This window comes from Mycobacterium sp. C31M, from assembly GCF_053345865.1.
On sequence record NZ_JBKFAX010000002.1, the window covers coordinates 296,827 to 320,361 of the forward strand.

Sequence of the window (23,535 nt, forward strand, 5' to 3'; positions counted from 1 at the left end):
GAACGACCGGGAAGTGGCGCGCATGAAGGGAGGTTGCTGAGCAAGCGGACCTCACGCAGATCGGTTGCCGGGCGAGCATTGCGACGTATCCTCATCCAAACCGAGAGCCTCAAGTGGAGATATGCTGGCGGACCACCACCAGCAGGGAGGGTTGTCTAGATTGGCCAGTTTCCGCGGTGCCACCGCTCGTCTAACTTCGACTAGTCGCACGGAGTTCGCACGATCAACTCGTGTGGGCGTATCCAGGAGCGCCGTGTGATTCGGTCGGCTGCGAAGGCGTTCCATCAACGCCAGAGGTTCGACCAACTCGGGTTAGACCGCTGGCGAGTAGATTCTGGCTCGGCGGACGCAGTCGTCGCGGCGGACCTCCACCGACGCGAGAGGATCTTCTTCTGGTGGCGGCTTGCGAAGGCCACTGTCAGGCTTCCCGCAACAGTTATCCGGACCGTCGCAAACCTCATACACCTTTCGATCGACTTGGACCGGCTTCACGCCGATCCTAGACGGAAGATGCGGGTCGGTCGTGGTTGTGTAGTGGACCGCGCAACCTGGCTAGTCAACGGTTCCAACATCGAGCTTGGCGACCACGTAAAGGTATCGACATTCTCAGCCCTCATTGCTGGGTACGACGCCAGTATCAAGATTGGCCACTACACAATCCTCGGCCCCGGGGTGTTCGTGGTAGCTGCCAATCACGGCATCGCGGATCGCCATATCCCTATCCGCTACCAGCCCTGGAAAGAACAGTCCGTCGTGATAGGTGACGATGTGTGGGTGGGCGCAAATGCCGTTATTCTGCCTGGAGCGACAATCGGCACAGGCTCGGTGATCGGTGCCGGAGCGGTGGTAACGGGTAATATTCCGCCAGGGTCGATTGTTCACCAAGACAACCAAACTCTCGTAGTGAGGCGACGGCCGTGAGCACATCCCTGCGAAACTGTGTATGTCCAGTTTGCGAGCTGGCGTTCACCGGTGCCGCTACGACCATACTTACGGACCGGCGAAAAGGCCTGCGGGGCAAATGGGAGATCGTCCATTGCGACAGATGTTCCGCACTGTTCCTCGATCCAATGCCCACGGACGCGGAGCTCACTGACTATTACGACGCCTACACCACCGAGAGCGAAGTAGTCCTAGAAACGGGCATCGGTAGCACGAAGCCCGCTCTGCGCAGGGCGTTTCATAAACTGTCCGGCGACGTCGACCCCCGCGACTTCGTCACCGTTCCCGACGGCGGTAAGGTTCTTGACTACGGGAGTGGCGGGGGAACCTACCTATCGTACTTCCACGCGCGTGGCGTCGAAATCGTTGGCGCGGAGATCTCTGAAGTCATGATCGCCGCGTGCACCGCGGCCGGTTTAGAGATGCGCCGTGTCGATAGTTTCGATGAGATCCCATTCCCTGACGGTGAATTCGATGTCGTGTACCTGATGCAGGTCTTCGAGCATCTCCGAGCCCCCCGGCGCTTCATGCGGGAACTCAGCCGGGTTCTGAAGCCAGGTGGCACCCTGTACCTAGCGCTTCCCAATGCATCCAGCGGTTGGCGACGAATCTTCGGCGAACGTTGGGTAAGTGGCTGGTTTGCTCCATTCCATCTAGTGCACTACACGCGGCACTCTCTGACCAAGTTAGCGGATGAGTTCGGATTGGTAGCGACAGACTCGTGGAGCAGCACGCCTGAATCATGGTTCCGGCTTAACTTGAAAGCGGCGCTTTATCGCGGCGATACTCGTGTCGAAAAACGACGCGGACTCGTAGACAGCCAGCCTGCAAGGCTGGCCCTGATGTGCATCCTTAGAGTACTCGAACTATTCATACGTGAGCGTGACTGCCTCACGATGAAATTTGTGAAGCGCTAGGACAACGCATGGCACGAATGTTTGCCTGGTGTAAGCGGCGTGCCCACGGCTGCACACTTAGCGCATCTAGGTCTGATCGAGCGAAGCTAGAGCGCAAGTATCTTGTCCGCGAACGGATCTCTACAGCGGAAGCCTTGAAAACACCGATGCTCGCGCCAAACAAGAGTCACGTTATGACACAGTGACAACCATGAATCGCTGCTTGGCCCTCCTCATGGCGCCGATGGTGCTCGTTTCGTGCAGTCATGAGCCTCCCGCCTATGAGTCGAAGTATGTACCGCCCACAACTTCAACGCTTCAGAACACGGAGCAGCCGGTTGAACCGACCCCTCAGAACGACGTTCTCCCTCCGGAGCCAATCGCGGCAACCTTCTTCGACTATTTCGATCGCCCTAATACGACCTACGGTCTCGGCGAAGGTTGGGATATGCGCGGACGCGATCCACGAATAGACCCAGACGCCAACAGTTTCCCACTGCCAGCCGCATCCGACGGTTACATCGCAGACGGTAACTTCACCTATACCGGCGGCAGCATGGTATACGCCGTCAGGCAGTTCGACGGCCCCGTCCGCAGCATCGGTGCCGAAGCGCGGTGGCGAAGTGTCGGGACCGGTACCGAAACCACGCTTGCGATGGGCATCACGGCCAACGACTTGGTGGTCGCAGATATGGTGCACTTTGTGGTGAACCGATCAAGTTGGAAGGTCACACTCCGTCGTGGTGCCGGTTCATTCGAGCCCGTGCTAGGCGGACGCTTTACCCCTATTCTTGAACTCGATCGCGACTATCGATTTGAAATCGAAGCAACAGATGCACGCATTACTGTGCGCGTCCCTGGAACAGAAGAAAGCAAGGATGTGCCTACTGCGGGCTTGGTCGGAGACCGCGCCTTCTGGGAGCAGTACCCAAACGGCACGCCAGCAGGCAACGTACTTGACGTCGACACGGTATGGGCGACCGTGGAGGGCCAGCCCCTGACCGTGTCGACCGACAATTAGCCGCAGCAGGGCGAAGAAGGGACTGCCCCGGGTTCAGTTGACTCGCTGATGTGCCCTGGGTTGCACGGAGTCGGTTTGCTTGACTTCTGGTCACGACGTCCACAAAGGAGCCGTGTCCGTGCCCAAGCGTTATCCCGAAGAGTTCCGTCGCAAGGTGCTCGACCTGGTGGCCGCTGGCCATCCGATCGCGCAGATCGCAGCGGATCTGAATATCAGCGACCAGACCATCTACGGCTGGCGAAAACAGGAACTTGAGGGGGACCCGTTTGGTGGTCCAGTCGCTATGCGACTTTCGGTTGGTGGGTCGTGGCCCAGTGTAGGGCAAACTCGGCAGGGGTGAGTTCGCCGTGGGCTGAGTGGGTGACTGTGTGGTCTCAGGACATGGGTAACGGATCGTCATCGGGACATGGTTACCGCTTCCGGGGGCGGTGAGCGTTGAAGTTGCGGATGGGTTTGGTCGACGTCCGCGCGTGCAGTGACAGCTCTTTGAAGCCGTCGAGGACGCGAAAGTGATGGTCTTCGACCACGACGGTAACGATCATGCCGGCGTGTGTTCGTCCCACTCGAAGGCGCTGTCCAGCGACCATCACGACTCCGTCTTTGGGGACTCGCCGCTGGACGCTCTGCGGGCCGGCTGGTGGCGGTGAGGGCAGCGCTGTAGTCGCCGGCCGGGCGCCTCTGATGTCTCGCATCTCGTTGACAAAGAACGGGTTTGAGAGCGTCTTAAGTAGCATGTTGCCCGCTGAGGCGTGGATGAGGCCGACGTCGAATCGCAGCGTCACCCGAGTTCCGGCGACACCGGTGCCCAACGCCAGCTCTCGACCGCGGACGACAACGATGCCGTCACGGTCGGCGGTGCGCTCGATTTCGACCGCCCTCGATCCTCCACTGGAGCGACTGTCGGGTGGCGTGGACCCGGCGGGGTCAGGTCGTCCGACTCGAACTCCGCGCAGTGACAGCCGTTCCAGGTCGGCGTTGGTTACTCGCGACGGGACGGTCTTGATGACCTCGTCGGCGAGCAGGATGTGGATGCTGGTTAGGTGGATCCACAGCGTCACCGTTAGCCCGGCGTAGTTCTTTCCGACCCAGAGCTGCTGCAGGCCCGCGATCACCACGACGCCCGACGGTGGCACCCGTGCCTCCATTTCGATCGGCAGCGGCCCACTGGCGACGTTCGGCGGTGCTATCCGCCGAATGGGGCTCGCCGGCTCATCGGGGCGGCCGATCTCAACGGCTGGGTGAAGTTCTGGATCGGCGAGTCGGCTGCGGAACAAACTCGCTGGCGTAGCCATGTCCAGCGATTGGTGGGGCCGCACGGTGTTGTAGGCGTGGACCCATTCGTCGATGGCTGCCTGGGCGGCTTTGATCGACTCGAATGCGCCTGTCTCGTCGAGAAGTTCGCGTCGCAGCGTCTTGTGGAAGCGTTCGATCTTGCCGGTGGTCGTGGGAGAGTGGCGTTTGGTCAATCGGGTGGTGATGCCGTTGTCGCGGCAGATCCGTTCGAAGAGGACCTCGACCGGTAATGGCCTGGTGAACTTGCCGGTGAACTGCTTGCCGTTGTCGGTGAGCACCTCGAACGGTGCACCCCAACGGGCGATGGCGGCCAAGAAAGCATCGCACACCGCGGGACCAGACGGCACCGGCAAAACGGTGGCAGCCACGACGAAGCGTGAATGGTCGTCGATGGCGGTGAGCATCTTGTGCTCGCGCCCGTTGACTAGGAACACCCCGCCGACGATGTCGAGCTGCCACAGGTGCATCGGTGCTTCGCGTGCCCACCGTCTGTAGACTCGTTTATGTTGCTGCTCTTGGCCATTAACCAAACCATTGCGCACCAGGACGCGGTGAGTCGTGGATCGCGACGGGGCTTGTTCGCCAATCTCCAGCGTCAATTCGTAGGCGATGCGCCGGGCTCCCCAGCGTCGATGGTGGCGGCGCATTTCGCAGATCAACGCTTCAACATCGGGAGAGATCCGGCCCAGGCTGCAATGCGGGCGACGCGACTGATCGGCCAAACCGTCCAGGCCGCCGGCCTCATAGCGTTTACGCCATGCCGCGACAGTCTGACGTGTCACGCCGAACCGCTGGGCCACCTCACCAACGGGCGCCCCGTCTTTGACTTCAGTGACAGCGCGCAGACGGATCTCGACCGTGACACGCGCGGCAACATCGGAATCAGTCTCAGGAACGTTTGGATTGACCACGACGACACCGTGGCAGGCGCGGGTTGCCCGTCAACGATGTCCCGATGACGAACGGTCAAAGATGTCCTGAACCCATACAGGTCATGGGGCCGGTTAGCGTTGTAATCGCGGCCCCAGTCCTCGATGATCACCCTAGCCTCCAGCAGCGAATCGAAGCGCCACGAGTTGAGTAGTTCATCGCGGAGCCGGCCGTTGAATGATTCGATGAAGGCGTTCTGCCACGGCGAGCCGGGATCGATGAAAAGTGAACCGGCACTGTGGAATCGACACCAATCTCTGACGGCGTATGCCACGAACTCGGGGCCGTTATCGAAGCGCACATAGTGCGGTGCCCCGTGGATGAGGGCCAGCCGATCGAGCACGGCGACGACACCGTCGGCGTTGATGGATCGGTCGACTGCGATGGCCAGGGCTTCCCGGGTGAATTCGTCGATGACGTTGAGCATCTTGATGGTGCGGCCGTCGGCGGTGGTGTCGAACTGGAAGTCCATCGCCCAGATGACATTCGGACGGATCGGTGACATCGCCCCCACGGCCACCCCGATGCCGGTCAGCCGCTTCTTGCGGCGGCGCTGCGGGACCCGCAGGCCCTCTTCGCGCCAGAGCCGGCGGATGCGCATGTTGTTGGCCTGCCAACCCGCGCGGCGGGCCATCTTGGCAGCGCGGCGCCACCCCCAGCGAGGCCGGTCGACCGAGAACCGGCGCAGCCAGGCCCGCAGCTCGCCCTCCTCGGTGGTGACCGGTGATGGCCTCAGGAGCGGTGCAGACCGACCACCGTGCAGGCGCGGCGCTGCGACACCCCGAACCGCTCACGCAGCATGGTCGCTGCGCGGCGTTTGCGGTTCGGGGTCAGAAGTTTCCCGCCCCGATCTCCTTGAGCATGTCGATGTCGAGGGCCTGATTGGCCACCAGCTTCTTCAGGCGCGCGTTCTCGGCCTCGAGCTCCTTGAGCCGCTTGGCGTCGTTGGCCTTCATGCCGCCGTACTGGGCCACCCAGCGATGCCACGTCGATTCGGCGATCTCCAGATGCCGGCACACCTCGGCCAGCTCCTGGCCCGAGGCGAGGAGCTTGTTGCCCTCGGTGAGCTTGCGGATGATCTGATCCGGCGTATGCCGCCGGCGCTTGTTCGATGCCATGTCGTTGGTGATTCTTCCTGCCCGGACACTCGGGCAACAGAGTCCCACAACGACTGGACCACTACAGGGGGCTCACCTCACCGAGACAGGTAGCCGACCGCGCGGCGCATCACCTCGGCCTCTTGCTCGAGGAGTTTGATCCGTTTGTGTGCTTCGCGTAGCTGCGCGGCCATGTCGTCAGCATTGGCCGGTAACGCGGGCTGGCCGCGGCCATCATCACGGTCGGCGATCTTGAGCCAGCGATGCAGGCAGGCCTCCGAGATGCCGAAGTCCTTCGCGATCTGGCGCCGCGGCGCCTCACCCTTGCGGGCCAGCGCGATGACGTCGGCACGGAACTCGGCAAGAAACGGTGTCGGCACTTGCTTTACGCAGTACTAGGCGTGTCCTAAAGACGTGGGCAGCAGCCTCCGGCACGATAAACCTACAGATTGCACGCTCCCACGCGCTCACGGATGTGCATGCCTGCATCAATTGTGTCGAAGGCTCGTAGCTGAAGTCAGGGTCGAGTAGCGCACCGACGCTATTGCCCGCCGGCCCAGACAGAGTCGGCATCGAACACTGTGCCGGCGGGAGAGCTGTTCGGGTACTGCTCCCAGAAGGCACGATCGCCAGTTAAGCCATTTGTGGAAACGTCCTTCGACACCGTCAAGCCCGGGACTCGTACAGTCACAGAGTCATTGTTCGCTTCAAACTCAAACTGGTACTCACGGCCAAGCTCCAAAGCGGGCGAAAAACGCCCGTTCAGAACAGGTTCGAACTCTCCGCCGCCGCGCCGTAGCGTAAGGTCCCAGCTAGCGCGAGTCGCCGTAAAGTGAACCATATCGGTGATCAACTGCTCATTCGGTGTAATGGCCATCGCCATTGTAGTTTCCGCCCCGTCACCGACGTACCTCCAGCGCCCCTCAATACCCATCCTTCGGACGGTGCCTTGGAACTGTCGCGCCGCATAGACCACGCTGTTTCCTGCGTACGAATATCTGCCGCCCTTTATAAACCCATCAGCCGCCGACGGAAGAGGAAACGTCTCCTCGTAAGGACCACGGAGGTCCCAGCCTTCGCCAAGCCCAAGGTCGGTGTTTGTTCGGTTGAATGTATCGATGAACGGCAACTCAGTCTGTTCCGCACTACATGCTACGAGGGTAACCACCAGTGCAACAGCTAGAGCCAAACGGCTTCTCACGCTCGTAACTGTGTCATACACGCTGCCCTGAGCCACTACACCGCTTCGCATAGCTCAGTTCCGCGCCGTGTTCCAGCGACTTGTCACCACGAGTCGTGCATGTGCGACTTCCTCGATCACCCGCTCAAACGAGGAGATGGCAGCATCCGCAGCTAGTGACTCCCTGCAGTACTTTTTGCCTGCGGCGCCGCACTCTAGACCGCGTTCAGTGTCCTGCGACAGATTCAGCGCCGCTTCTAGTAGTGCCGTCGAGTCCCCCGCTGGCACTACTACGCCAGCTTTAGCCACCTCGATCTCGCTGGCTGTAATGCCTCTCGGGTCGGTCGCGGCAACTATAGGTCGCCCAGCGTGGAAGTATGACGTGAGTTTGCTTGGCACTGCCATATTCGCCACACCCGGCAGTTCATTGACTAACAGAACATCTGCTGCTGCGAGCGCGAACCGATAGTCGTTGTCTTCAAGCGGATCTATGAACTCGATTCGTTCAATCCCTTGCGCGAGCGTCTCAAGCCGCGCCCGCTCGCCGCCGTCGCCAACAAGCACAAACCGGATCCGAGCTTGGCGTTGGTCGGCCAGCCTCGCCGCCTCTACAACATTCTCAAGCCCTTGCTTTGCGCCCATATTGCCCGTGTGCACCGCCAGCGCAACATCATTCGCCCATCCCAACGCGCTCCGCCCTGCTTGCTTCGAGATCTCCGGCGACGGCTTGAGATGCGTCCAGTTCCGGATCACCACAATGCGTTCACGGCTCACCCCGAGATGACTGGCAATATACTGTTCAAACCTCGGATGAATCACTATGACCCGGTCGGCGGAACGCAGCACAAATCGCTCTACACACTTCGTTACATGTGACGAAATGCCCCGCCCCTCTTTGGTCTCCGACATCCCAAGTGTATAAATATCCTGCATCCACACGACGAGACCTGGCCGTGATCGCGGCGGGGTAGCCCTCAATCGCAACGCAGCTACAGCAGTGGCAAACAGCGCAGGCGAGACAGCAACAACGACCTCTGCCCTAGCCAGCTTGTCGAATGCCAAACGCAGACCAAAGCTGATCTCCGAGAGCAGTCTTCGCAATCCGCGAGGAGGTCTCGGGATGAAATGCCGACACCTACGCACCGTAACGCCGTCGATACTCTCGAGGCATCTCCACTGCCCGTAGCCAGCACGGATCGTCCACTCAGGATAGTGAGGATGCGCTACATGTGCCGTGACGGTTTTGCCCAGAGCACAAAGGCCAGCTGCCAACGCCCCCACGTATGGGGCGTTACCGGTGACCTCAGGCGGGTAGTGCATGCTGAGAATCGAGATTTGAAGTCCAGGCATCCGATGTCACTACCAGTTTCTTGATGATGTGGCCGAACCGAACCCGCATCGGGCATATCGCCCAATCAGCAAATACATTGCACCACGAGATAACTGGTCGAGCCACTCAGCTACCTCACCGTAGCGGCTATCGGACACGACGAGCACTACAACAGGGAAGATATACGCATTCGATCGGCTGGCTACTTTTCGCGATACAACACCACTGCACGGAAAGTCCGGATAATGATCTTGATATCGAGCCACAACGACCAGTTCTCGATATAGAAGTTGTCATACCGGCAGCGATCGGCAATCGACGTATCTCCCTTGAGCCCGCTCACCTGAGCAAAGCCCGTGAGCCCCACCTGAACTCGGTGCCGATGCGCGTACCGGTCGAACTGGGTTGAGAACTGCTCTACAAAGTGCGGCCGCTCCGGCCGCGGGCCCACCACCGTCATATCGCCGCGGAAGATGTTCCACAGCTGTGGCAGTTCGTCAATCGAGGTCTTGCGCAGGAACTTGCCCACCGGTCCAACCCTATTGTCGGCAGCGACGTTCCACTGGGTCTGCGACTCACTCTCGGTCGCCGGCTTCATCGACCGGAACTTCAGCACCTCGAACGGCCTGCCGTCACGCCCCACCCGCACCTGGCGGAAAATGACACCAGGCCCGCCCTCCAGACGCACCGCTAATGCCGCTACGGCAAGCACCGGCGACAACAGAATCAGCGCCGCGCCCGACGAGACAACGTCGAAGACCCGTTTGATAATTCGCGCCGGTCCCCGCAGATTGGGATTGCGAATCCGCATGATCGGAATCGAGCCGATGTGATCGGCCTGCCCGGTCAGCGTATGGAAATGATGCAGGCGAGGTACGACCAGTAATTCCGCGGTCAAACCCACCTCGGTACGCACCACATCGATCAGAGAACGCTCTTCGAAGTCGCCGTCGGCGACCAAGATCGTGTCAGCACCGGTGGTGATCAGCGCCATGTCCAGGTCGGCGAGCCGGCCGAGCTGCGGCAGTATCTGAGAGGCTGGGGCACCCGGAGCGTCATCGACGAACCCCACTGGGACAAGCCCGTATTCGCGATGCTCTTTCAGGGTTTTGGCCAGCTCGGTTGCGGTCACGCCGCCGCCGATCAACACTGTGTGGTGCTTGGCGATCCCGCGCTTACGGGCCGAGGCCACCATTCGACTGGTCAGCAGACGCCCCACGATCACGAGAGCGACGGCTTGGCAGGCGGTTTCGAAGAAAACCAGCACATTCGTCTTGGAGTGCAGATACAGGACGATAGCCGACACTGCCGCTACTGCAGCCAACAGTCGCGTGATGATCGACGGGAGCTCATCCATCACGCTCTGATGCAGAGGCGCGACGTACCGCGCGCCACCACTGAGCAAGAGCGTTCCCAGAATGGCGAACGTGAAAATCGTCGTTGGTTGTGGAGGCCGCCACAACATCGGCGCCATCATCATCAGGAAGTCAACCGCGGGAACGACCATCCAGGCACGTACCCGGCTAAGCCGGCGCATCGCGAACGTGCTGGGGGTGCGTGACGACGTCGCCGGCGCAGGCGTGTCACGTCGTTGGATCGTCTGCGAATTCGGCAGTGGCCCGCCCACCAACCGCTCAGCCACCTCTTCAACGGCACCGGCGCGGTTCGAAGTGCCGCGTTCGACGTTGTCGGCCGACCTCACAGCGGCACTCGGCACGGGATCGGTGACTGTCACAGATTTCCGCCTGTCATGCACGACAGATTATTTACGACCACGTCAGTCGGCAAATCTGTGACCTGCGCCACAGTTACTGCGGTTCCGGCGACCGAAGCTCCCCTGCTTCGACCCCCAGATGAGCACTTGCGCACTAACCCCATCTGCATACTTCCCCCCACGTAACTCGCTCCGCATTTGCCAGATCGGAACTGGCGCCTAGATTAACCCGTCCGGCCGCCCCTGTCGCGGCTTGTGGTCACAAGTCGGCGCGCGGATTACCCTGAGCAGCGATGTTAGTGGCTAGGACTCCTGATTTACAGCTGGATCTCAGATTTTTCCCAGAATTCACGCGAATTGGACGGCGACGACTACTCTGACCGTCTGAAACCCCAGCTAGGCCGATACTTTGGCTCAAGTACGCCGAACGGGCGACTTGCCATCACTGACGGACAAAAAGATCTGGAGCGCCGGAATGGAACAACCACTCGAATCGTTGCTGACGAAAGCAACTCGGGTGCAGTTCGTCGTTCGCCGCGCAACCCGGCCGAGCCGTCAACGCCGCAGTGAGCCTTCATAGCTAACTCATAGAGACAATCTGCGGCAAACTTTTCCAGTACCGATCGACAGTCGTGGCGAACTGTCAAGATCATCTCGATTCGCCAAGACAGCGGGACCCGGTCCCGCCACGGATCCGAGCGGTTGGCGGCGGGTTGCTGTACCCGCCGGTAGCTGCACCACCAGTCCGCGCGACATCGCTTAGCAACCATTTGCTACACACGACGCCTCAAACGTCTCGCACGTTCCCGGGTGGCGACCCCATCAGTTCAACGCCGATACTGAATCCGACACCGTTTGCCATAGCTATCGAGGCCCCTAGGTTCCGGCAGCCAGAACAAGGAGCGAAACGCTGCATCTGCTATTCGTGTGCACCGGCAACATCTGCCGGTCACCCAGCGCAGAACGCCTCACGGCCGCATGGGCGGCCACCCAACACATCGCCGGTCTGACTCTGACTACATCAAGTGCCGGCACCCGCGCCGTCATCGGCCATCCGATCCACCCCGAAGCCGAGCGTGTTCTGCTGACCCTTGGCGGCGACGCGACGAATTTTGCTGCCAGACAGCTGACCCCGAAGATCGCGGCGACCGCCGACCTTGTGCTGACCATGACTCGTGCGCATCGCGACACGGTCTTGGAACACGCGCCCCAGAAGCTGAACCGCACCTTCACGTTGTCGGAGGCAGCGCTATTGGTAGGACAGTTGGGCGCCCGTGAAATTGGCGACCTCGCAAATTTACGGCCACACCTCGGTGCCGACGCCACGCTCGATATCGCCGACCCCATCGGACACGGCCCCGAGGTTTTCGACGCCGTCGGAGCGCACATTGCCGCGTTGCTGCCACCTGTGCTCGAACTCTGCCGGCCTCGATGAGGCCGTTGGCCCGGTCCCAACTGCGCGGCCCGGCACGATCGCGGACAGTGTCTTGGCTCACCGTGCTGGCCAAAGCAGCACTCATTTACACCGTGATCGCCCTGGCGGTCCGCACCCTGCCACTATTCGACCTTCTCGGGCTGGTGGTGGCGGTCAGCTTTCCGTACGTTGTGATACCCGCCGCGGCGGCGCTGATGGTCCTGCTGATCGGCCGCCGCTGGCTGCTGACGTGCGCAGCGGCTCTTATTCTGATTCTGGTGATCGCTGCGCAGGCGCCCTGGTATTACGGTCGGCAACAGCTGCCCAACGAGCCGCACACCAGCATTCGTGTGCTGTCGTCCAACCTGCGCCTCGGCCAGGTCAGTACCGATGCCTTCGTCGACATCGCGACCGGCTCCGCCGATGTCATCACAGTGTCCGAGTTGACGGCAGCTGCCGCCGAACGGCTTCAGGCCGGCCTGGCCGACGACTTCCCGTATGCGGCGCTGATCCCCATGCCGGGTGCCGCCGGGATCGGCCTGTGGAGCCGGTTCCCCTTCGAGTCTGTGCATGATTCGAACCATGGCAATGCGCACGTGGCGGCTCAGATCCGCGTTCCCGGCGTCCGCCACGACCCCGTAGTCGCCAGCGTCCACCTCATGTCCCCGATCGCGGCCGGCGGGAACACCTTCGACGGCTGGCATGACAGCGTCGAGGCCACGCACCAGGGACTCGTCGACTACACCGGGCTGGCCGGCCCGGGCGCCGTGATCGTCGCCGGCGATTTCAACAGTACCGTCGACATGCGCCAGTTCCGGGACTTACTCGACATCGGCTATCAGGATGCCGTCGAGCAGACCGGTGCGGGATTCCTGCCCACCTACTCCCCGCATCGTTGGATTCCGCCGGTGCTGGCCATCGACCATGTGCTGACCCGCAATGCGCGAGCGACCGCCATCAGCACCGTGCGGATCCCGGGAACCGACCACCGGGCGTTGCTCGCCACGGTCGCGGTTCCCCGCGACCCGCCCGCAAGATGACCGGCCGTGTCAACGGTCATCTGAAACTGCCCATGGGCGGACAGGTGCACTGCCCGTAGGGTTTGCAGCGCCTGCTGGGTCGGCAGCGGGATCGAGGACGCGCCCGGGTCCTACGCCTCGAAGGTTTTGCCGGTGGGGAAGCCGGCTGCTTTGCGGCGGGTGGCCAGCATGGAGCGCGCCCGGCCGGCGGTCTCTGTGACCTTCCCCCGAGACCGTGGAGGCATCAACAATAGGGATTGAGATGCCAGAGAAACGGAAGAAGTACGACCGGGCATTCTGTGAGGGTGCGGTGCGGATCGCGCACGAGACGGGTAAGCAGATCGCTCGGGAGTTGGGGCAGTCAGTCGCCGATAATAGGCTCCAAAAGTTGAGCCGAGTCAACGAGTACACCCTGCACATCCTCTTCGTGTGCACCGGAAACATCTGCCGGTCACCCATCGCAGAGCGACTGTCCACGACTTACAGCATCGCTCAGGGAGCCCCGGACCTCATCGCGACTAGTGCCGGGACTCGTGCCGTGATCGGGCATCCGGTCCATCCACATGCCGAGCAGGTGCTACGCGACTTAGGCGGAAACCCAGCGGAATTTGCTGCCAGGCAACTGACCGGGAAGATTGCGTCTAATTCGGATCTGATCCTGACCATGACTCGTGAGCACCGGGACGCGGGCCTCGATCTCGCCCCGCACAGGCTGAATCGCACCTTCACACTGATCGAAGCATCCCTGTTGGTCACCGACCTTGGTGCGCACACGGTTGCAGATCTCGCTAATCTGCGACCCCATCTGGAGCCCGATCGGACGATAGATATCGCCGATCCCATCGGCCAGAGCCCAGAGGTTTTCGCCGCCGTCGGCAGGCAGATCGCCGATCTGCTACCGCCGATCATCGACCTTTGCCGCGGCTGATGGCACGGCGCACCCGGGACCGTCGACGCGGCCCGCCGTGGTCCCGCGCGGTATCCGCGATTGTCTCAATAGCCTGCGCCGTGGTGATTTACGCCACCGTTGCGCTGGTAGTACGGACCCTTCCGCTGCCGAATCTGCCCGCGCTACTGGTCGCGGCCAGCCAACCGTACGTCGCACCACTGCTCCTGCTGGCGCTGATCACACTCGCCTTGGGCCGCCGCCCGCTACTCGCCGTTCTCACTGCCGTCGTACTGACCGTCTCGCTGGCCATGCAACTCCCCTGGGGCGGCAGATCCGGCACTGATATCGGCACGCACCTCGAGCTCCACGTGCTCGAATCGAATCTGCGTCATGGCCACGCGGATGCCGCTTTCCTCACAGCACTGGCAGAAAGCAGCGCCGATATCGTGATGTCTCCGAACTGACCAGCGAGGCGGCCAATGCGCTCGATCAGGCCGGCATCGACCGGGCCTTCCCCTACTCGGAACTGGTGCCGCGCCCCGAATCCGGCGGGATCGGACTGTGGAGCCGATACCCACTATCCCGGCTGCCGCCATCAAAATACGGCAACCACTTCATGACCGCCAGAGTGCGCATCCCCGGGCTTCAACATGACCCGTTGATCTCCAGCGTCCACCTGATGTCCCCGATAGCCGGCGGCAGAAACACCTTCGACGGCTGGGAGACCAGCATCACGGCGGCCAAGGCGGAGTTCATCGACTACGCCCAGAAAGCCGGGTCGGCCGCAGTCATCATCGCCGGCGATTTCAACAGCACCATCGACATGCGTCAGTTCCGCGACCTGCTCCGCATCGGCTATCAGGACGCCGCCCGCCAGACCGGAGTCGGTTTCACACCGAGCTACTCCCCCAACCGCTTCATCCCGTCGTTGATCGCCATCGACCACGTGCTGACCCGCAATGCGACGGCCACCTCGATCCACACCGTCACCGTCCCCGGCAGCGACCATCGCGCACTGGTGGCCACCATCGCGATCCCAACGGACCCGTCAGCGCCCTGAGGGTGACCTGCGCAATACGCCGAGCACCGCGCCCACGAACCCGCTCTGCCGGAAGCGCTCACACTCCCCCGGCGCACACAGCGCACAGTCGCTTCCGGGGCGATAGTGCTGGTGCGCGGAGCGCTGATGCCCGCATCGACAGGTTCTGCCACTCACGGGCCAGATAGTAGTTGCTCGGGCGGCCCAGTTCCTGTGGGTTCGCCGAGACCCCATGGCACGCGGCGCGTCGCTCACCGGGCTCCGGAGTGCCCGACTGCCTGCTTACGTTCGGTGCGCCGCTCCTCGCCGCGCACACCCGAACTGGCTGAACCCGCTGCCGCAGTGGGCTTCTCACCTCGCAGGCCCGCCCGACGGTCAGCCTTGGAGTCAGCGCCGGCACCGTTGCGCACACTGCGCGGCGCATCCCGCTTCTGCTCATTGGGTGAGCGCACACCGCTACTGCCCGAGTTCCCGGTCCCCGATTCGTCGGCCTCCGCGGATTCGTCTGCTGCGGTGTCCGACTTCACGGTCTTCTCCCCGTCGGCATCGTCGGATGAGCGATCATCCTCGTCGGAGTCCTTTGACGCGGCGTCTTCCGTGGAGGTGTCGTCCGTGGACGCATCTTCCTTCGACGTGCTGTCATCCGTGGACTCCGTCGCCGACTCCGACTGCGTGTCAGTCGATTCCTCCGATGATTCGTCGGTCGACTCGGGCGCTTCGGCCGTGTCACCGGCGGCACCGTCTTCCGCCTCGGCCCCCTCGCCATCGGCCTGGTGGGCCGAATCCTCTTCGGAGACTTGATCAGCGCCCTTCTCGTCACTGTCCTCGACGGCGTCCTGCGTACCGTCCTCGTCGGCGCTTTCCTCGCCCGCGGCATCCTGACCGGCCTTGCGAACCGTGGTCACCGACCGGACACCGCCTTGGGCGTCGGCATCCGCCGTGGCAGCCGTGCCGTCATCATTGCCCGCGGCCCGCCCATCCTCGGCCCCATCGGCGTCTAGTGCTCGTACGGCAAGGTCGGCCCCCGCGGTCCGAACGGTCCGCGCCGATGCCGGCTGCGAACTGCCGCCGAAGATCCCGCCGATCAGGTTGGAGATCAACACTCCCACCGCATTGAACAGAGTCGGCACGAAGTTGAGCAGGCTGCTCACCGCCTGCTGCAACGACTGCAGCAGCGCCGCAATCGGATTCGACGGGAAAGCCGGCGTTCCCGGACCCGGACCGGGCCCTGGATTGGTCGGATCGGAGAAGTATTCGATCAGCTCCTTGACGACCTCGGCGGCCGGTTTCAACGACCCATCCGGCCGGAAGATACCCAGGTGCGCCTCATCGTCATTACCCGTAAGGTCCACCCGGTCCTGGCTGGTGTAGATGAAAATCGGTCCGGCACCCTCGGCGGTCTGCCAGTACTCGATGAGGTCGCGGATGAAAGCCGCCTGCGTTTCCTCCGAAACACGGTTCGTCGGCACCCCGTACTCCGAGATCCAGATCTTGAGCTGTTCCTGGCCATCCTCAAGATGGGCATCCATCATCTCGCGGATCCGGTTCAGCTGATACAACGGCATGCCTTCACGCCACGGCAGACTGTCGCCCTGAGAGAACTTCCACTCGTAGTTGTACGGATGGAAAGACATCGCATCGAAGTAGCCGTGTGCACCGGCCGCATACATGCGTCGCACGAAATCAACCGGGTTCATGGTGTAGTCACCCCACGTCAACCCAGCGCCGATCACCCCGCCGACAACGGTGATCTCTGAACCGATTTGGGCTTGCGCCTCCTTCAGCGCGGTGTAGGTGACCTTGAGCATCTCGGTGTACGCCTCCGGCGACAGCGGGCTCAGGTATTGCGCCGCGTTGGGCTCGTTCCACACCTCATACGCCGAGATCTTGTCGCCGTAGCGCAACGCGACCGCCTTCGCGAAGTTCGCGAACCGGTTGATATCGGCCGGCATCCCGTTGATCGGTGTGCCGTTGGTCGCCCATATCGGTGTCGAGTTGAGCACCCCGAGGATGCCCATGCCGCGCTCGGCAGCGGCGTTGACCACGGCGTCCAACTGACCCCACCGCGGCGCTCCCAGGCCGAACGGAGTGTCCGGATGCAGGGGTTGCACACCTGCCCACGGCACCATGATGCGCACGTTCGTCACGCCCAGTGACTCCATGAGATCCAGCCGCGCGTTGATCTGCTCCAAGGTGCCCTGCAGGTAGAGCTCCGAATCGGCAATACCGATGGTGTTCGGTTCCTCCGGAATTTGCGCAACGTGCGCCACTTCGTACGACACATGCCTCGTTGTAGGGATTGTCCGAGGAACCGCCATTGCAGCAAATAAAGCCGCAGCAATAAATGCCACAGCAATCTTAATTGCGACATGTACAGACATCGGAAAACCTGAGATACCCATGATGATCCCCACATTTGACGTGCTAGTTCATCGATTTATCCTGCATCTGATTGGAAGCTACACAATTATTCAGCAAATTGCACTGGCCAAGTTTATCGACTCGCAGAGGCGCGCATGATTCCGCATTCGCATGCATTCTCAGAAAACTATTGACGAGTTTGTCAATTGAACTGAATTGGTGGAGGCCCCGATATTCGGCAAACCTTTGCGCATACGGCCGGCCGAGCCCGGTGGCACACCATCTGCATCGCGGACAGCCACCGGCCCCGCGCACCGGACCACCGGTGCAGATTCAGCGAATATCCGGTCCACCGCCAGGCCAGCACAATATGTGGTACGTCGCTCGCACAGGGAACATGACCTATGTACGCCCTCACCTGAGAATCCTCTTGGCTAACTTGCGTGGAAACGCCGAAACCCCGCGACGATGCGCGGGGTTTCGGGTTGCTTCAGGTCAGGACTACACCTGATCCTCCGGTGACACGGTCAGATCAGGACTACGCCTGCTCGTCCGCGGTGAAGTTGCGGGTGACCGACGGATCGACCGGGATGCCCGGGCCGGTGGTGGTCGAGACGGTGACCTTCTTCAGGTACCGGCCCTTCGACGACGACGGCTTGGCGCGCAGCACCTCGTCGAGCGCCGCACCGTAGTTCTCGGCCAGCTTCTCGGCGTCGAAGGACGCCTTGCCGATGACGAAGTGCAGGTTGGACTGCTTGTCGACGCGGAAGTTGATCTTGCCGCCCTTGATGTCCTGCACAGCCTTGGCCACATCGGCGGTGACGGTGCCGGTCTTCGGGTTGGGCATCAGGCCACGCGGGCCCAGCACGCGGGCGATCCGACCGACCTTGGCCATCTGATCGGGCGTCGCGATGGCGGCGTCGAAGTCCAGGAACCCGCCCTGGATCTTCTCGATCAGGTCATCGCTGCCGACGATATCGGCGCCGGCAGCGGTAGCCTGCTCGGCCTTCTCACCCACGGCGAACACCGCGACGCGCGCGGTCTTACCGGTCCCGTGCGGCAGGTTGACGGTGCCACGCACCATCTGGTCCGCCTTGCGCGGATCGACGCCCAGCCGGATCGCCACCTCAACGGTCGCATCCTGCTTCTTCGACGACGTGTCCTTGGCCAGGCGGGCGGCCTGCAACGGGGTGTAGAGATTGTCGCGGTCCACCTTTTCGGCGGCCTCGCGATAGGCCTTGCTGCTCTTGCTCATTGGTGTCTCCAGTTCAGAGTGTGTGGTTGGCGGGCCGAAGCGGGCCCTCCCACGAATTGCTTGTGGTTGGTCGAACTACTTGACCGTGATGCCCATGGAGCGGGCGGTGCCGGCGATGATCTTCGCCGCGGCGTCGATGTCGTTGGCGTTGAGATCTTCCTTCTTGGTCTCGGCGATCTCACGCACCTGATCCCAGCTGATCTCCGCGACCTTGGTGGTGTGCGGGGTGCCGGAACCCTTCTGGATGCCCGCTGCCTTGAGCAGCAGCTTGGCGGCCGGCGGGGTCTTCAGCGCGAAGGTGAAGCTGCGGTCTTCGTAAACCGTGATCTCCACCGGGATGACGTTGCCGCGCTGGGACTCCGTCGCGGCGTTGTACGCCTTGCAGAATTCCATGATGTTGACGCCGTGCTGACCGAGCGCCGGACCCACGGGCGGGGCAGGGTTGGCCTGCCCGGCCTGGATCTGGAGCTTGATGAGCCCGGTGACCTTCTTCTTCGGGGCCATGCTCTGGTTTTTCCTTCTCTCTTGGGCCCGGCCGATATCCGGACCCGAAAACTAAATCTTGGCGACCTGCGTGAACGTCAGCTCGACCGGCGTCTCGCGACCGAAGATCGACACCAACACCTTGAGCTTCTGCTGCTCGGCGTTGACCTCGCTGATCGACGCGGGCAGCGTCGCGAACGGGCCGTCCATGACGGTGACCGACTCGCCGACCTCGAAGTCGACCAGGATCTCCGGACGTTCCAGCGTCGCCTCGCTGGACGCCGCCGCAGCGGCGGTGGTCTTGGCGGTGGCCTTCTTGGCCGCGGCCGGCGGCAGCAGGAACTTCACCACATCGTCGAGTGTCAGCGGCGACGGCTTGGACGTCGCACCCACGAACCCGGTGACACCCGGGGTGTTGCGCACCGCGCTCCACGACTCGTCGGTCAGATCCATCCGGACCAGGATGTAGCCCGGCAGCACCTTGCGGTTGACCTGCTTGCGCTGGCCGTTCTTGATCTCGGTGACCTCTTCGGTGGGCACCTCGACCTGGAAGATGTAGTCGCCGACGTCCAAGTTCTGTACGCGGGTCTCGAGGTTGGCCTTCACCTTGTTCTCGTAACCGGCGTACGAGTGGATGACGTACCAGTTGCCCGGGCGGGTGCGCAGGTCCTTCTTCAGCGCCGTCGCCGGATCGACGTCCTCGTCGACAGCCTCGGCCTCGGGAGCCTCAGCCGCGGGAGCCTCATCGGCCTCCGGAGATGCGGCGGTTTCGTCGATCACGTCGACGGTGGCTTCACCCTCGGTCGTATCGGCGTCGAACGTATCGTCGCCGTCGAAGCTAGTCACGGTTGTCAGTCCTCTCTCATACTTCCGGGTCAGCCGAAGATAATTCCCACGAGCTTCACGAGCCCGAGATCGGCCAATCCGATCAGCGTCACCATGAACGCCAGGAACACCAGGACCACGGTCGTATAGGTGACCATCTGCTTACGGTTCGGCCAGATGACCTTCCGCAGTTCGGCGACGACCTGCTTCAGGTAGTTCCAGACGAAGGCGAACGGATTGACCCGCGAGCCCTCGGCCTTGGCGGGCTTGACCGCCTTGGTGCGCTTGGTCGCCTTCTCGTCGGAGTCGGCGTCGTCCGCGGTGTCGGTATCCGTGGCCGCCGTGTCACCGGCGGTGTCCTCGTCCTCGTCGATGACGCCCACGGCCGAGCGTCGCGTCCGCTTTCCGGAGGGACGCAGCGGGCGGGCTGCGGCGGCAGCCGGGCCGACCTTCTCGCCGCCCTCGGGCCCTTCGTCTGCTGAAGGCCCCAGTGCCGGCTTGTCGTCGCTCACCGCATGCCTTTCGTCTGGATTACGTGTGGTCACCTTCCAGTGTCCACACTTGTCGAGTATTCAGTTGAGCAGGGGCGACAGGACTTGAACCTGCAACCTGCGGTTTTGGAGACCGCTGCTCTGCCAATTGAGCTACGCCCCTTCGTTCAGGGCCTCACACAGTTGCGCGCTCTCCGATCGGCCGATTTCCGAACCGACGGACAGCGCGCTGTAGTGGGAAAACCCCGAGGACCGAGTGTACAACGGCCCAAGTGCTACTTACTAATCCCCTGTCGCTGCGCTCCGCCCGAAAACTAATCCGCGCCTGCCGCCGACCGAATCACCTGGCCGGATTCCCGGTCGTACTTCACCGACACCGAGTTGTCACCCTCGTGACCCATCAGCGTGGTGTACGCCTCCATGACCACCGCGCCGTTCTCGTCGTGCAGGATGTTGCGCGTCACGACGATGTCGGCGTTGAACCGGTTGTCGACCGACATGACCTCCAGCTCGGCGTTCAGATGATCACCGACCTTGATCGGCTGGTGATACACGAATCGCTGGTCGACCTGGATGATCTGCATGGTCTCCATGCCGACGTCGACATTGCGGAAGAAGTCCTGCTGCACCAGGTTCGCGAGGATCGACACGAACGTCGGACCGGCGACCAGATTGTCGTGGCCGAGCTCGGCGGCGGCCTCCTCGAACAATGAGGCCGGGTGCTCGGACTTGACCGCCTTGGCGAACATCTTGACCTGCTCGCGGCCGACGATGAAAACCTCGGGGTACTTGTAGACCATCCCCTGGATGTCTGCTTTGAGGGCCACGGATCAGGCCAACTTCGCGGTCGCGATGGCGCGCCCGAAGATCTTCTTCCCGCCGGTCGTCGCCGCCAGCGCGATCGTCACGGACTTGGTCTCCGGCTCGACGGACTTCACCCGGCCGGTGAAGACGATCTCGGCGCCGACGCCGTCGTTGGGGACCGGGACCACGGCGGTGAACCGCACGTTGTACTCGGTGACCGCGGCCGGATCGCCGACCCAGCTGGTGACGTACCCGCCACCCAGACCCATGGTCAGCATGCCGTGCGCGATCGCGGTGTCCAGACCGACCTGCTTGGCGATCTCGTCATCCCAGTGGATCGGGTTCAGGTCACCGGACACGCCCGCGTAGTTCACCAGATCCTGACGGGTCAGCGGGATCACCTTCTCGGGAAGGGTGTCCCCGACGCTCACCGAACTGAACTCACGCAATGCCATTTGAAAAGCCCTCTTCTCCGTCGCCCGACCGACCCGCGAGGGTCGTGTAGGCCTCCTGCACAACCTCACCAAGTTCGTTGGTGATGATGTTCTTGGTGACGATGATGTCGGTACCGTGCGCCTGGCGCACGCTGTCCACGTAGACGTCGCAGTACAACCGGTCGCCGGCGAAGATCGGCTTGACGAACTTGAGCGCCTGATCGACCTGGACGATCTGGGCGTCCTTGACGCCGATGTTCGCGTCGTCGAAGAAGGCCAGTTGGGCCGTATAGCCGAAGATGCAGATGAACGTCAGCGGCGCCGGCAAGCTCTGGTGGCCCAACCCGGCGGCGACAGTCTCATCGTGAAAGCACGCGTCGTCGTTCTTGACGGCGACGGCGTGTTCGCGGATCTTCTCGCGGCCTACCTCGTAGGCGTCGGGATAGCGGTAATGCCTCCCGACGAGCTTCTCCGACAGAGTCACAACCAGGGGCTAACGCGACTCTTTGTGGGGCTGGTGGTGACCGCAGTTCGGGCAGAACTTCTTGATCTCCAGGCGATCCGGGTCGTTCCGGCGGTTCTTCTTGGTGATGTAGTTACGGTGCTTGCACACCTCGCAGGCCAAAGTGATCTTCGGCCGGACATCGGTACTCGACGCCACGTCTCTCGCTCCTCGTTCTGTCTTGTCTGTAGCGGTGGGGAGGCTCGATCTCCCGACCTCACGATTATGAGTCGTGCGCTCTAACCAGCTGAGCTACACCGCCCCGATCGACGCGGGCGGAATCCGCCCGGACGTCCACCGAGCCCCCTAACGGAATCGAACCGTTGACCTTTTCCTTACCATGGAAACGCTCTGCCGACTGAGCTAAGGGGGCGTTGGCCCGAGGGCCTTAAAGAGGGTACATTCCCGCTGGTCTTGGAGACAAAACGGCTGGTCTGGGGCCGGTTTTGGGCGATGTGGCCGAGTCTAAGGGCCGTTGGGGCGCCCGAGTTCAGCCGAAGTCGGGCTCGGCCGGTTTCGACTGAACTGACGTACGTCGGGCCACGCCAGCGGCGTACCTCACTTCCGCCAGAGCCCGGTTCGGCCGGTTTCGACTGAACTCATGTCAGGCTGCTCGCCACCCTCGGCTGCACAATGCTGCGGCGACGCGACCGACCACGTCGGCCCTGGAGTCCTCGGCGATGACCCGGATGACGATCCACCCCAGCGCCATCAGGTTGCGAGTGACGTCCTGGTCACGGACGTAGGTCTCGCGGTCAGCCTGGTGGTGCGCACCGTCGTACTGCACGGCGATCTTGAGATCCCGCCAGCCCATGTCGACCTTCGCGACGATGCGTCGCCGGCCATCGCGCACCACGATCTGCGTCGCTTCCGGGCGCATACCCGCGTCGGTCAGCAGCAGCCGTATCCGTGTCTCCTGTGGCGACTCCGCACCTGCGTCGGCCAACGCCAGCGCGACCTTCAGCTCGGCCAGATTGCGCGCTCGCGGATACCGGACGATCAACGGCAGCACCTCGTCAACCGTGACACGTCCACTCGCCAGCACCGCATCGATCCGGGCGACTGCCTTGTCACGCTCAAGGTGCCTGCCGAGATCGAAGATGGTGCGCGCCGGTGTCGTGACCGCGATGCCCGCCCGGCCGATGACCTCATCGGGCACATAGGCCTCATTGCGCACGATCAGCCCGTTCGGCGGGTGGGTGTTGCTCCACAGCATCTCGACCGGGACGGTGTCGTCGACCCACTTCGCGCCATGCAGCGCGGAGGCCGCGACACCAGTGATGACACCGCGGCGCTTCGACCACAGGTACGCGCCGCGCGCCCGATCCCGGATTCCCGGGTTCGGTGGACCGTAGATGTCGGGCCACATCCGTCGATATCGGGTACGCAGCGTGCTGCGCGTCACCGCGCCCGCCGCCAACGCCTCGCTGCCCACAAAGACCCCCATGACCGGATGCTGGCACTGTCAACCGACAGAACCAACGCCCGGTCCGGGGGCCTGTGGATAACTCAGGGATGCGTGGCTTCAGTCGCACGAACCGGAGGCTCGCTTTGACTGATGTCACGTACGCATCCAGGCGTCCGCGGCGTACCTCACTTCCGCCAAAGCCCCGCCT

At 62.5% G+C, this 23,535-nt stretch carries 23 protein-coding genes, 3 tRNA genes and 3 pseudogenes; 9 read left to right on the forward strand and 20 right to left on the reverse strand.

The window, feature by feature from the left end; all coding sequences use genetic code 11:
• Positions 1 to 534: 534 nt before the first annotated feature.
• From ACLBYA_RS03930 to ACLBYA_RS03945, 4 genes are all read left to right on the forward strand, one after another.
• Complete coding sequence (locus ACLBYA_RS03930; RefSeq protein WP_447708049.1) at positions 535 to 921, forward strand: acyltransferase; 387 nt, start codon at positions 535 to 537, stop codon at positions 919 to 921.
• Complete coding sequence (locus ACLBYA_RS03935; protein WP_447708050.1) at positions 918 to 1,859, forward strand: methyltransferase domain-containing protein; 942 nt, start codon at positions 918 to 920, stop codon at positions 1,857 to 1,859. The genes ACLBYA_RS03930 and ACLBYA_RS03935 overlap by 4 nt, the downstream gene beginning before the upstream one ends.
• Before the next feature lie 190 nt (positions 1,860 to 2,049).
• Complete coding sequence (locus tag ACLBYA_RS03940) at positions 2,050 to 2,859, forward strand: hypothetical protein (RefSeq protein ID WP_447708051.1); 810 nt, start codon at positions 2,050 to 2,052, stop codon at positions 2,857 to 2,859.
• A 118-nt stretch (positions 2,860 to 2,977) separates the two neighbouring features.
• Positions 2,978 to 3,199, forward strand: coding sequence for a transposase (locus ACLBYA_RS03945; protein ID WP_447708052.1), 222 nt, complete (start codon positions 2,978 to 2,980; stop codon positions 3,197 to 3,199).
• A 70-nt stretch (positions 3,200 to 3,269) separates the two neighbouring features.
• On the opposite strand, the gene ACLBYA_RS03950 is transcribed toward ACLBYA_RS03945, so the two are convergent.
• From ACLBYA_RS03950 to ACLBYA_RS03975, 6 genes and pseudogenes are all read right to left on the reverse strand, one after another.
• Positions 3,270 to 5,063, reverse strand: coding sequence for an IS481 family transposase (locus tag ACLBYA_RS03950; RefSeq protein WP_447708053.1), 1,794 nt, complete (start codon positions 5,061 to 5,063; stop codon positions 3,270 to 3,272).
• Between the two features lie 76 nt (positions 5,064 to 5,139).
• Positions 5,140 to 6,200 (reverse strand): annotated as a pseudogene (locus tag ACLBYA_RS03955) (IS3 family transposase); the annotation flags it as partial.
• An 80-nt stretch (positions 6,201 to 6,280) separates the two neighbouring features.
• A pseudogene (locus tag ACLBYA_RS03960) lies at positions 6,281 to 6,559 on the reverse strand (transposase); the annotation flags it as partial.
• Positions 6,560 to 6,720: 161 nt separating this feature from the next.
• Positions 6,721 to 7,380 (reverse strand): hypothetical protein, encoded by a 660-nt coding sequence (locus ACLBYA_RS03965; RefSeq protein WP_447708054.1) that lies wholly within the window; start codon positions 7,378 to 7,380, stop codon positions 6,721 to 6,723.
• Positions 7,381 to 7,434: 54 nt separating this feature from the next.
• On the reverse strand, positions 7,435 to 8,709 hold the full coding sequence (locus tag ACLBYA_RS03970) for a glycosyltransferase family 4 protein (RefSeq protein ID WP_447708055.1): 1,275 nt from the start codon (positions 8,707 to 8,709) through the stop codon (positions 7,435 to 7,437).
• Positions 8,710 to 8,891: 182 nt separating this feature from the next.
• Positions 8,892 to 10,424 carry a sugar transferase gene (locus ACLBYA_RS03975; RefSeq protein ID WP_447708056.1) on the reverse strand — a complete coding sequence of 511 codons (1,533 nt, stop codon included), beginning with the start codon at positions 10,422 to 10,424 and terminating at the stop codon, positions 8,892 to 8,894.
• A gap of 904 nt (positions 10,425 to 11,328) precedes the next feature.
• On the opposite strand from ACLBYA_RS03975, the gene ACLBYA_RS03980 reads away from it, so the two are divergent.
• Together ACLBYA_RS03980 and ACLBYA_RS03985 are read left to right on the forward strand one after the other, a co-directional pair.
• The gene (locus tag ACLBYA_RS03980; RefSeq protein ID WP_447708057.1) at positions 11,329 to 11,838 is read left to right on the forward strand and encodes an arsenate reductase/protein-tyrosine-phosphatase family protein; all 510 of its coding nucleotides are present in this window, start codon (positions 11,329 to 11,331) and stop codon (positions 11,836 to 11,838) included.
• 47 nt (positions 11,839 to 11,885) lie between these two features.
• On the forward strand, positions 11,886 to 12,857 hold the full coding sequence (locus ACLBYA_RS03985) for an endonuclease/exonuclease/phosphatase family protein (RefSeq protein WP_447708058.1): 972 nt from the start codon (positions 11,886 to 11,888) through the stop codon (positions 12,855 to 12,857).
• Between the two features lie 47 nt (positions 12,858 to 12,904).
• Here the strand turns inward: ACLBYA_RS03985 and ACLBYA_RS03990 are convergent.
• Positions 12,905 to 13,051 (reverse strand): annotated as a pseudogene (locus ACLBYA_RS03990) (ATP-binding protein); the annotation flags it as partial.
• A 47-nt stretch (positions 13,052 to 13,098) separates the two neighbouring features.
• Between ACLBYA_RS03990 and ACLBYA_RS03995 the strand changes: the two are divergent.
• From ACLBYA_RS03995 to ACLBYA_RS04005, 3 genes are all read left to right on the forward strand, one after another.
• Positions 13,099 to 13,764 carry an arsenate reductase/protein-tyrosine-phosphatase family protein gene (locus tag ACLBYA_RS03995; protein WP_447708226.1) on the forward strand — a complete coding sequence of 222 codons (666 nt, stop codon included), beginning with the start codon at positions 13,099 to 13,101 and terminating at the stop codon, positions 13,762 to 13,764.
• A gap of 83 nt (positions 13,765 to 13,847) precedes the next feature.
• Positions 13,848 to 14,189 carry a hypothetical protein gene (locus tag ACLBYA_RS04000; protein ID WP_447708059.1) on the forward strand — a complete coding sequence of 114 codons (342 nt, stop codon included), beginning with the start codon at positions 13,848 to 13,850 and terminating at the stop codon, positions 14,187 to 14,189.
• A gap of 35 nt (positions 14,190 to 14,224) precedes the next feature.
• Entirely contained in the window at positions 14,225 to 14,785 is a 561-nt protein-coding gene (locus ACLBYA_RS04005) for an endonuclease/exonuclease/phosphatase family protein (protein WP_447708227.1), read from the forward strand.
• Between the two features lie 230 nt (positions 14,786 to 15,015).
• Here ACLBYA_RS04005 and ACLBYA_RS04010 read toward each other — a convergent pair whose 3' ends face one another.
• The 13 genes from ACLBYA_RS04010 to ACLBYA_RS04070 form a co-directional block, all read right to left on the reverse strand.
• A complete protein-coding gene (locus ACLBYA_RS04010; RefSeq protein ID WP_447708060.1) occupies positions 15,016 to 17,046 on the reverse strand; it encodes a cellulase family glycosylhydrolase in 2,031 nt (676 codons plus the stop codon).
• Positions 17,047 to 17,663: 617 nt separating this feature from the next.
• A complete protein-coding gene (rplA, locus tag ACLBYA_RS04015) occupies positions 17,664 to 18,380 on the reverse strand; it encodes a 50S ribosomal protein L1 (RefSeq protein WP_447708061.1) in 717 nt (238 codons plus the stop codon).
• A 75-nt stretch (positions 18,381 to 18,455) separates the two neighbouring features.
• A complete protein-coding gene (gene rplK, locus ACLBYA_RS04020; RefSeq protein WP_447708062.1) occupies positions 18,456 to 18,884 on the reverse strand; it encodes a 50S ribosomal protein L11 in 429 nt (142 codons plus the stop codon).
• A 51-nt stretch (positions 18,885 to 18,935) separates the two neighbouring features.
• Complete coding sequence (gene nusG, locus ACLBYA_RS04025) at positions 18,936 to 19,709, reverse strand: transcription termination/antitermination protein NusG (RefSeq protein WP_447708063.1); 774 nt, start codon at positions 19,707 to 19,709, stop codon at positions 18,936 to 18,938.
• A 29-nt stretch (positions 19,710 to 19,738) separates the two neighbouring features.
• The gene (secE, locus tag ACLBYA_RS04030) at positions 19,739 to 20,200 is read right to left on the reverse strand and encodes a preprotein translocase subunit SecE (protein ID WP_447708064.1); all 462 of its coding nucleotides are present in this window, start codon (positions 20,198 to 20,200) and stop codon (positions 19,739 to 19,741) included.
• Positions 20,201 to 20,269: 69 nt separating this feature from the next.
• Positions 20,270 to 20,342 (reverse strand) — tRNA-Trp (locus ACLBYA_RS04035).
• Between the two features lie 151 nt (positions 20,343 to 20,493).
• The gene (hadC, locus tag ACLBYA_RS04040; protein WP_447708065.1) at positions 20,494 to 21,006 is read right to left on the reverse strand and encodes a (3R)-hydroxyacyl-ACP dehydratase subunit HadC; all 513 of its coding nucleotides are present in this window, start codon (positions 21,004 to 21,006) and stop codon (positions 20,494 to 20,496) included.
• Positions 21,007 to 21,009: 3 nt separating this feature from the next.
• Entirely contained in the window at positions 21,010 to 21,438 is a 429-nt protein-coding gene (gene hadB / locus ACLBYA_RS04045) for a (3R)-hydroxyacyl-ACP dehydratase subunit HadB (protein ID WP_447708066.1), read from the reverse strand.
• Positions 21,425 to 21,901 (reverse strand): (3R)-hydroxyacyl-ACP dehydratase subunit HadA, encoded by a 477-nt coding sequence (gene hadA, locus ACLBYA_RS04050; RefSeq protein ID WP_447708067.1) that lies wholly within the window; start codon positions 21,899 to 21,901, stop codon positions 21,425 to 21,427. The genes hadB and hadA overlap by 14 nt, the downstream gene beginning before the upstream one ends.
• Positions 21,902 to 21,910: 9 nt before the next feature.
• Complete coding sequence (rpmG, locus tag ACLBYA_RS04055) at positions 21,911 to 22,078, reverse strand: 50S ribosomal protein L33 (protein WP_023985310.1); 168 nt, start codon at positions 22,076 to 22,078, stop codon at positions 21,911 to 21,913.
• A 29-nt stretch (positions 22,079 to 22,107) separates the two neighbouring features.
• Positions 22,108 to 22,181 (reverse strand) — tRNA-Met (locus tag ACLBYA_RS04060).
• 38 nt (positions 22,182 to 22,219) lie between these two features.
• Positions 22,220 to 22,292 (reverse strand) — tRNA-Thr (locus ACLBYA_RS04065).
• Between the two features lie 231 nt (positions 22,293 to 22,523).
• Complete coding sequence (locus ACLBYA_RS04070) at positions 22,524 to 23,366, reverse strand: hypothetical protein (RefSeq protein ID WP_447708068.1); 843 nt, start codon at positions 23,364 to 23,366, stop codon at positions 22,524 to 22,526.
• Between the last annotated feature and the right edge of the window lie 169 nt (positions 23,367 to 23,535).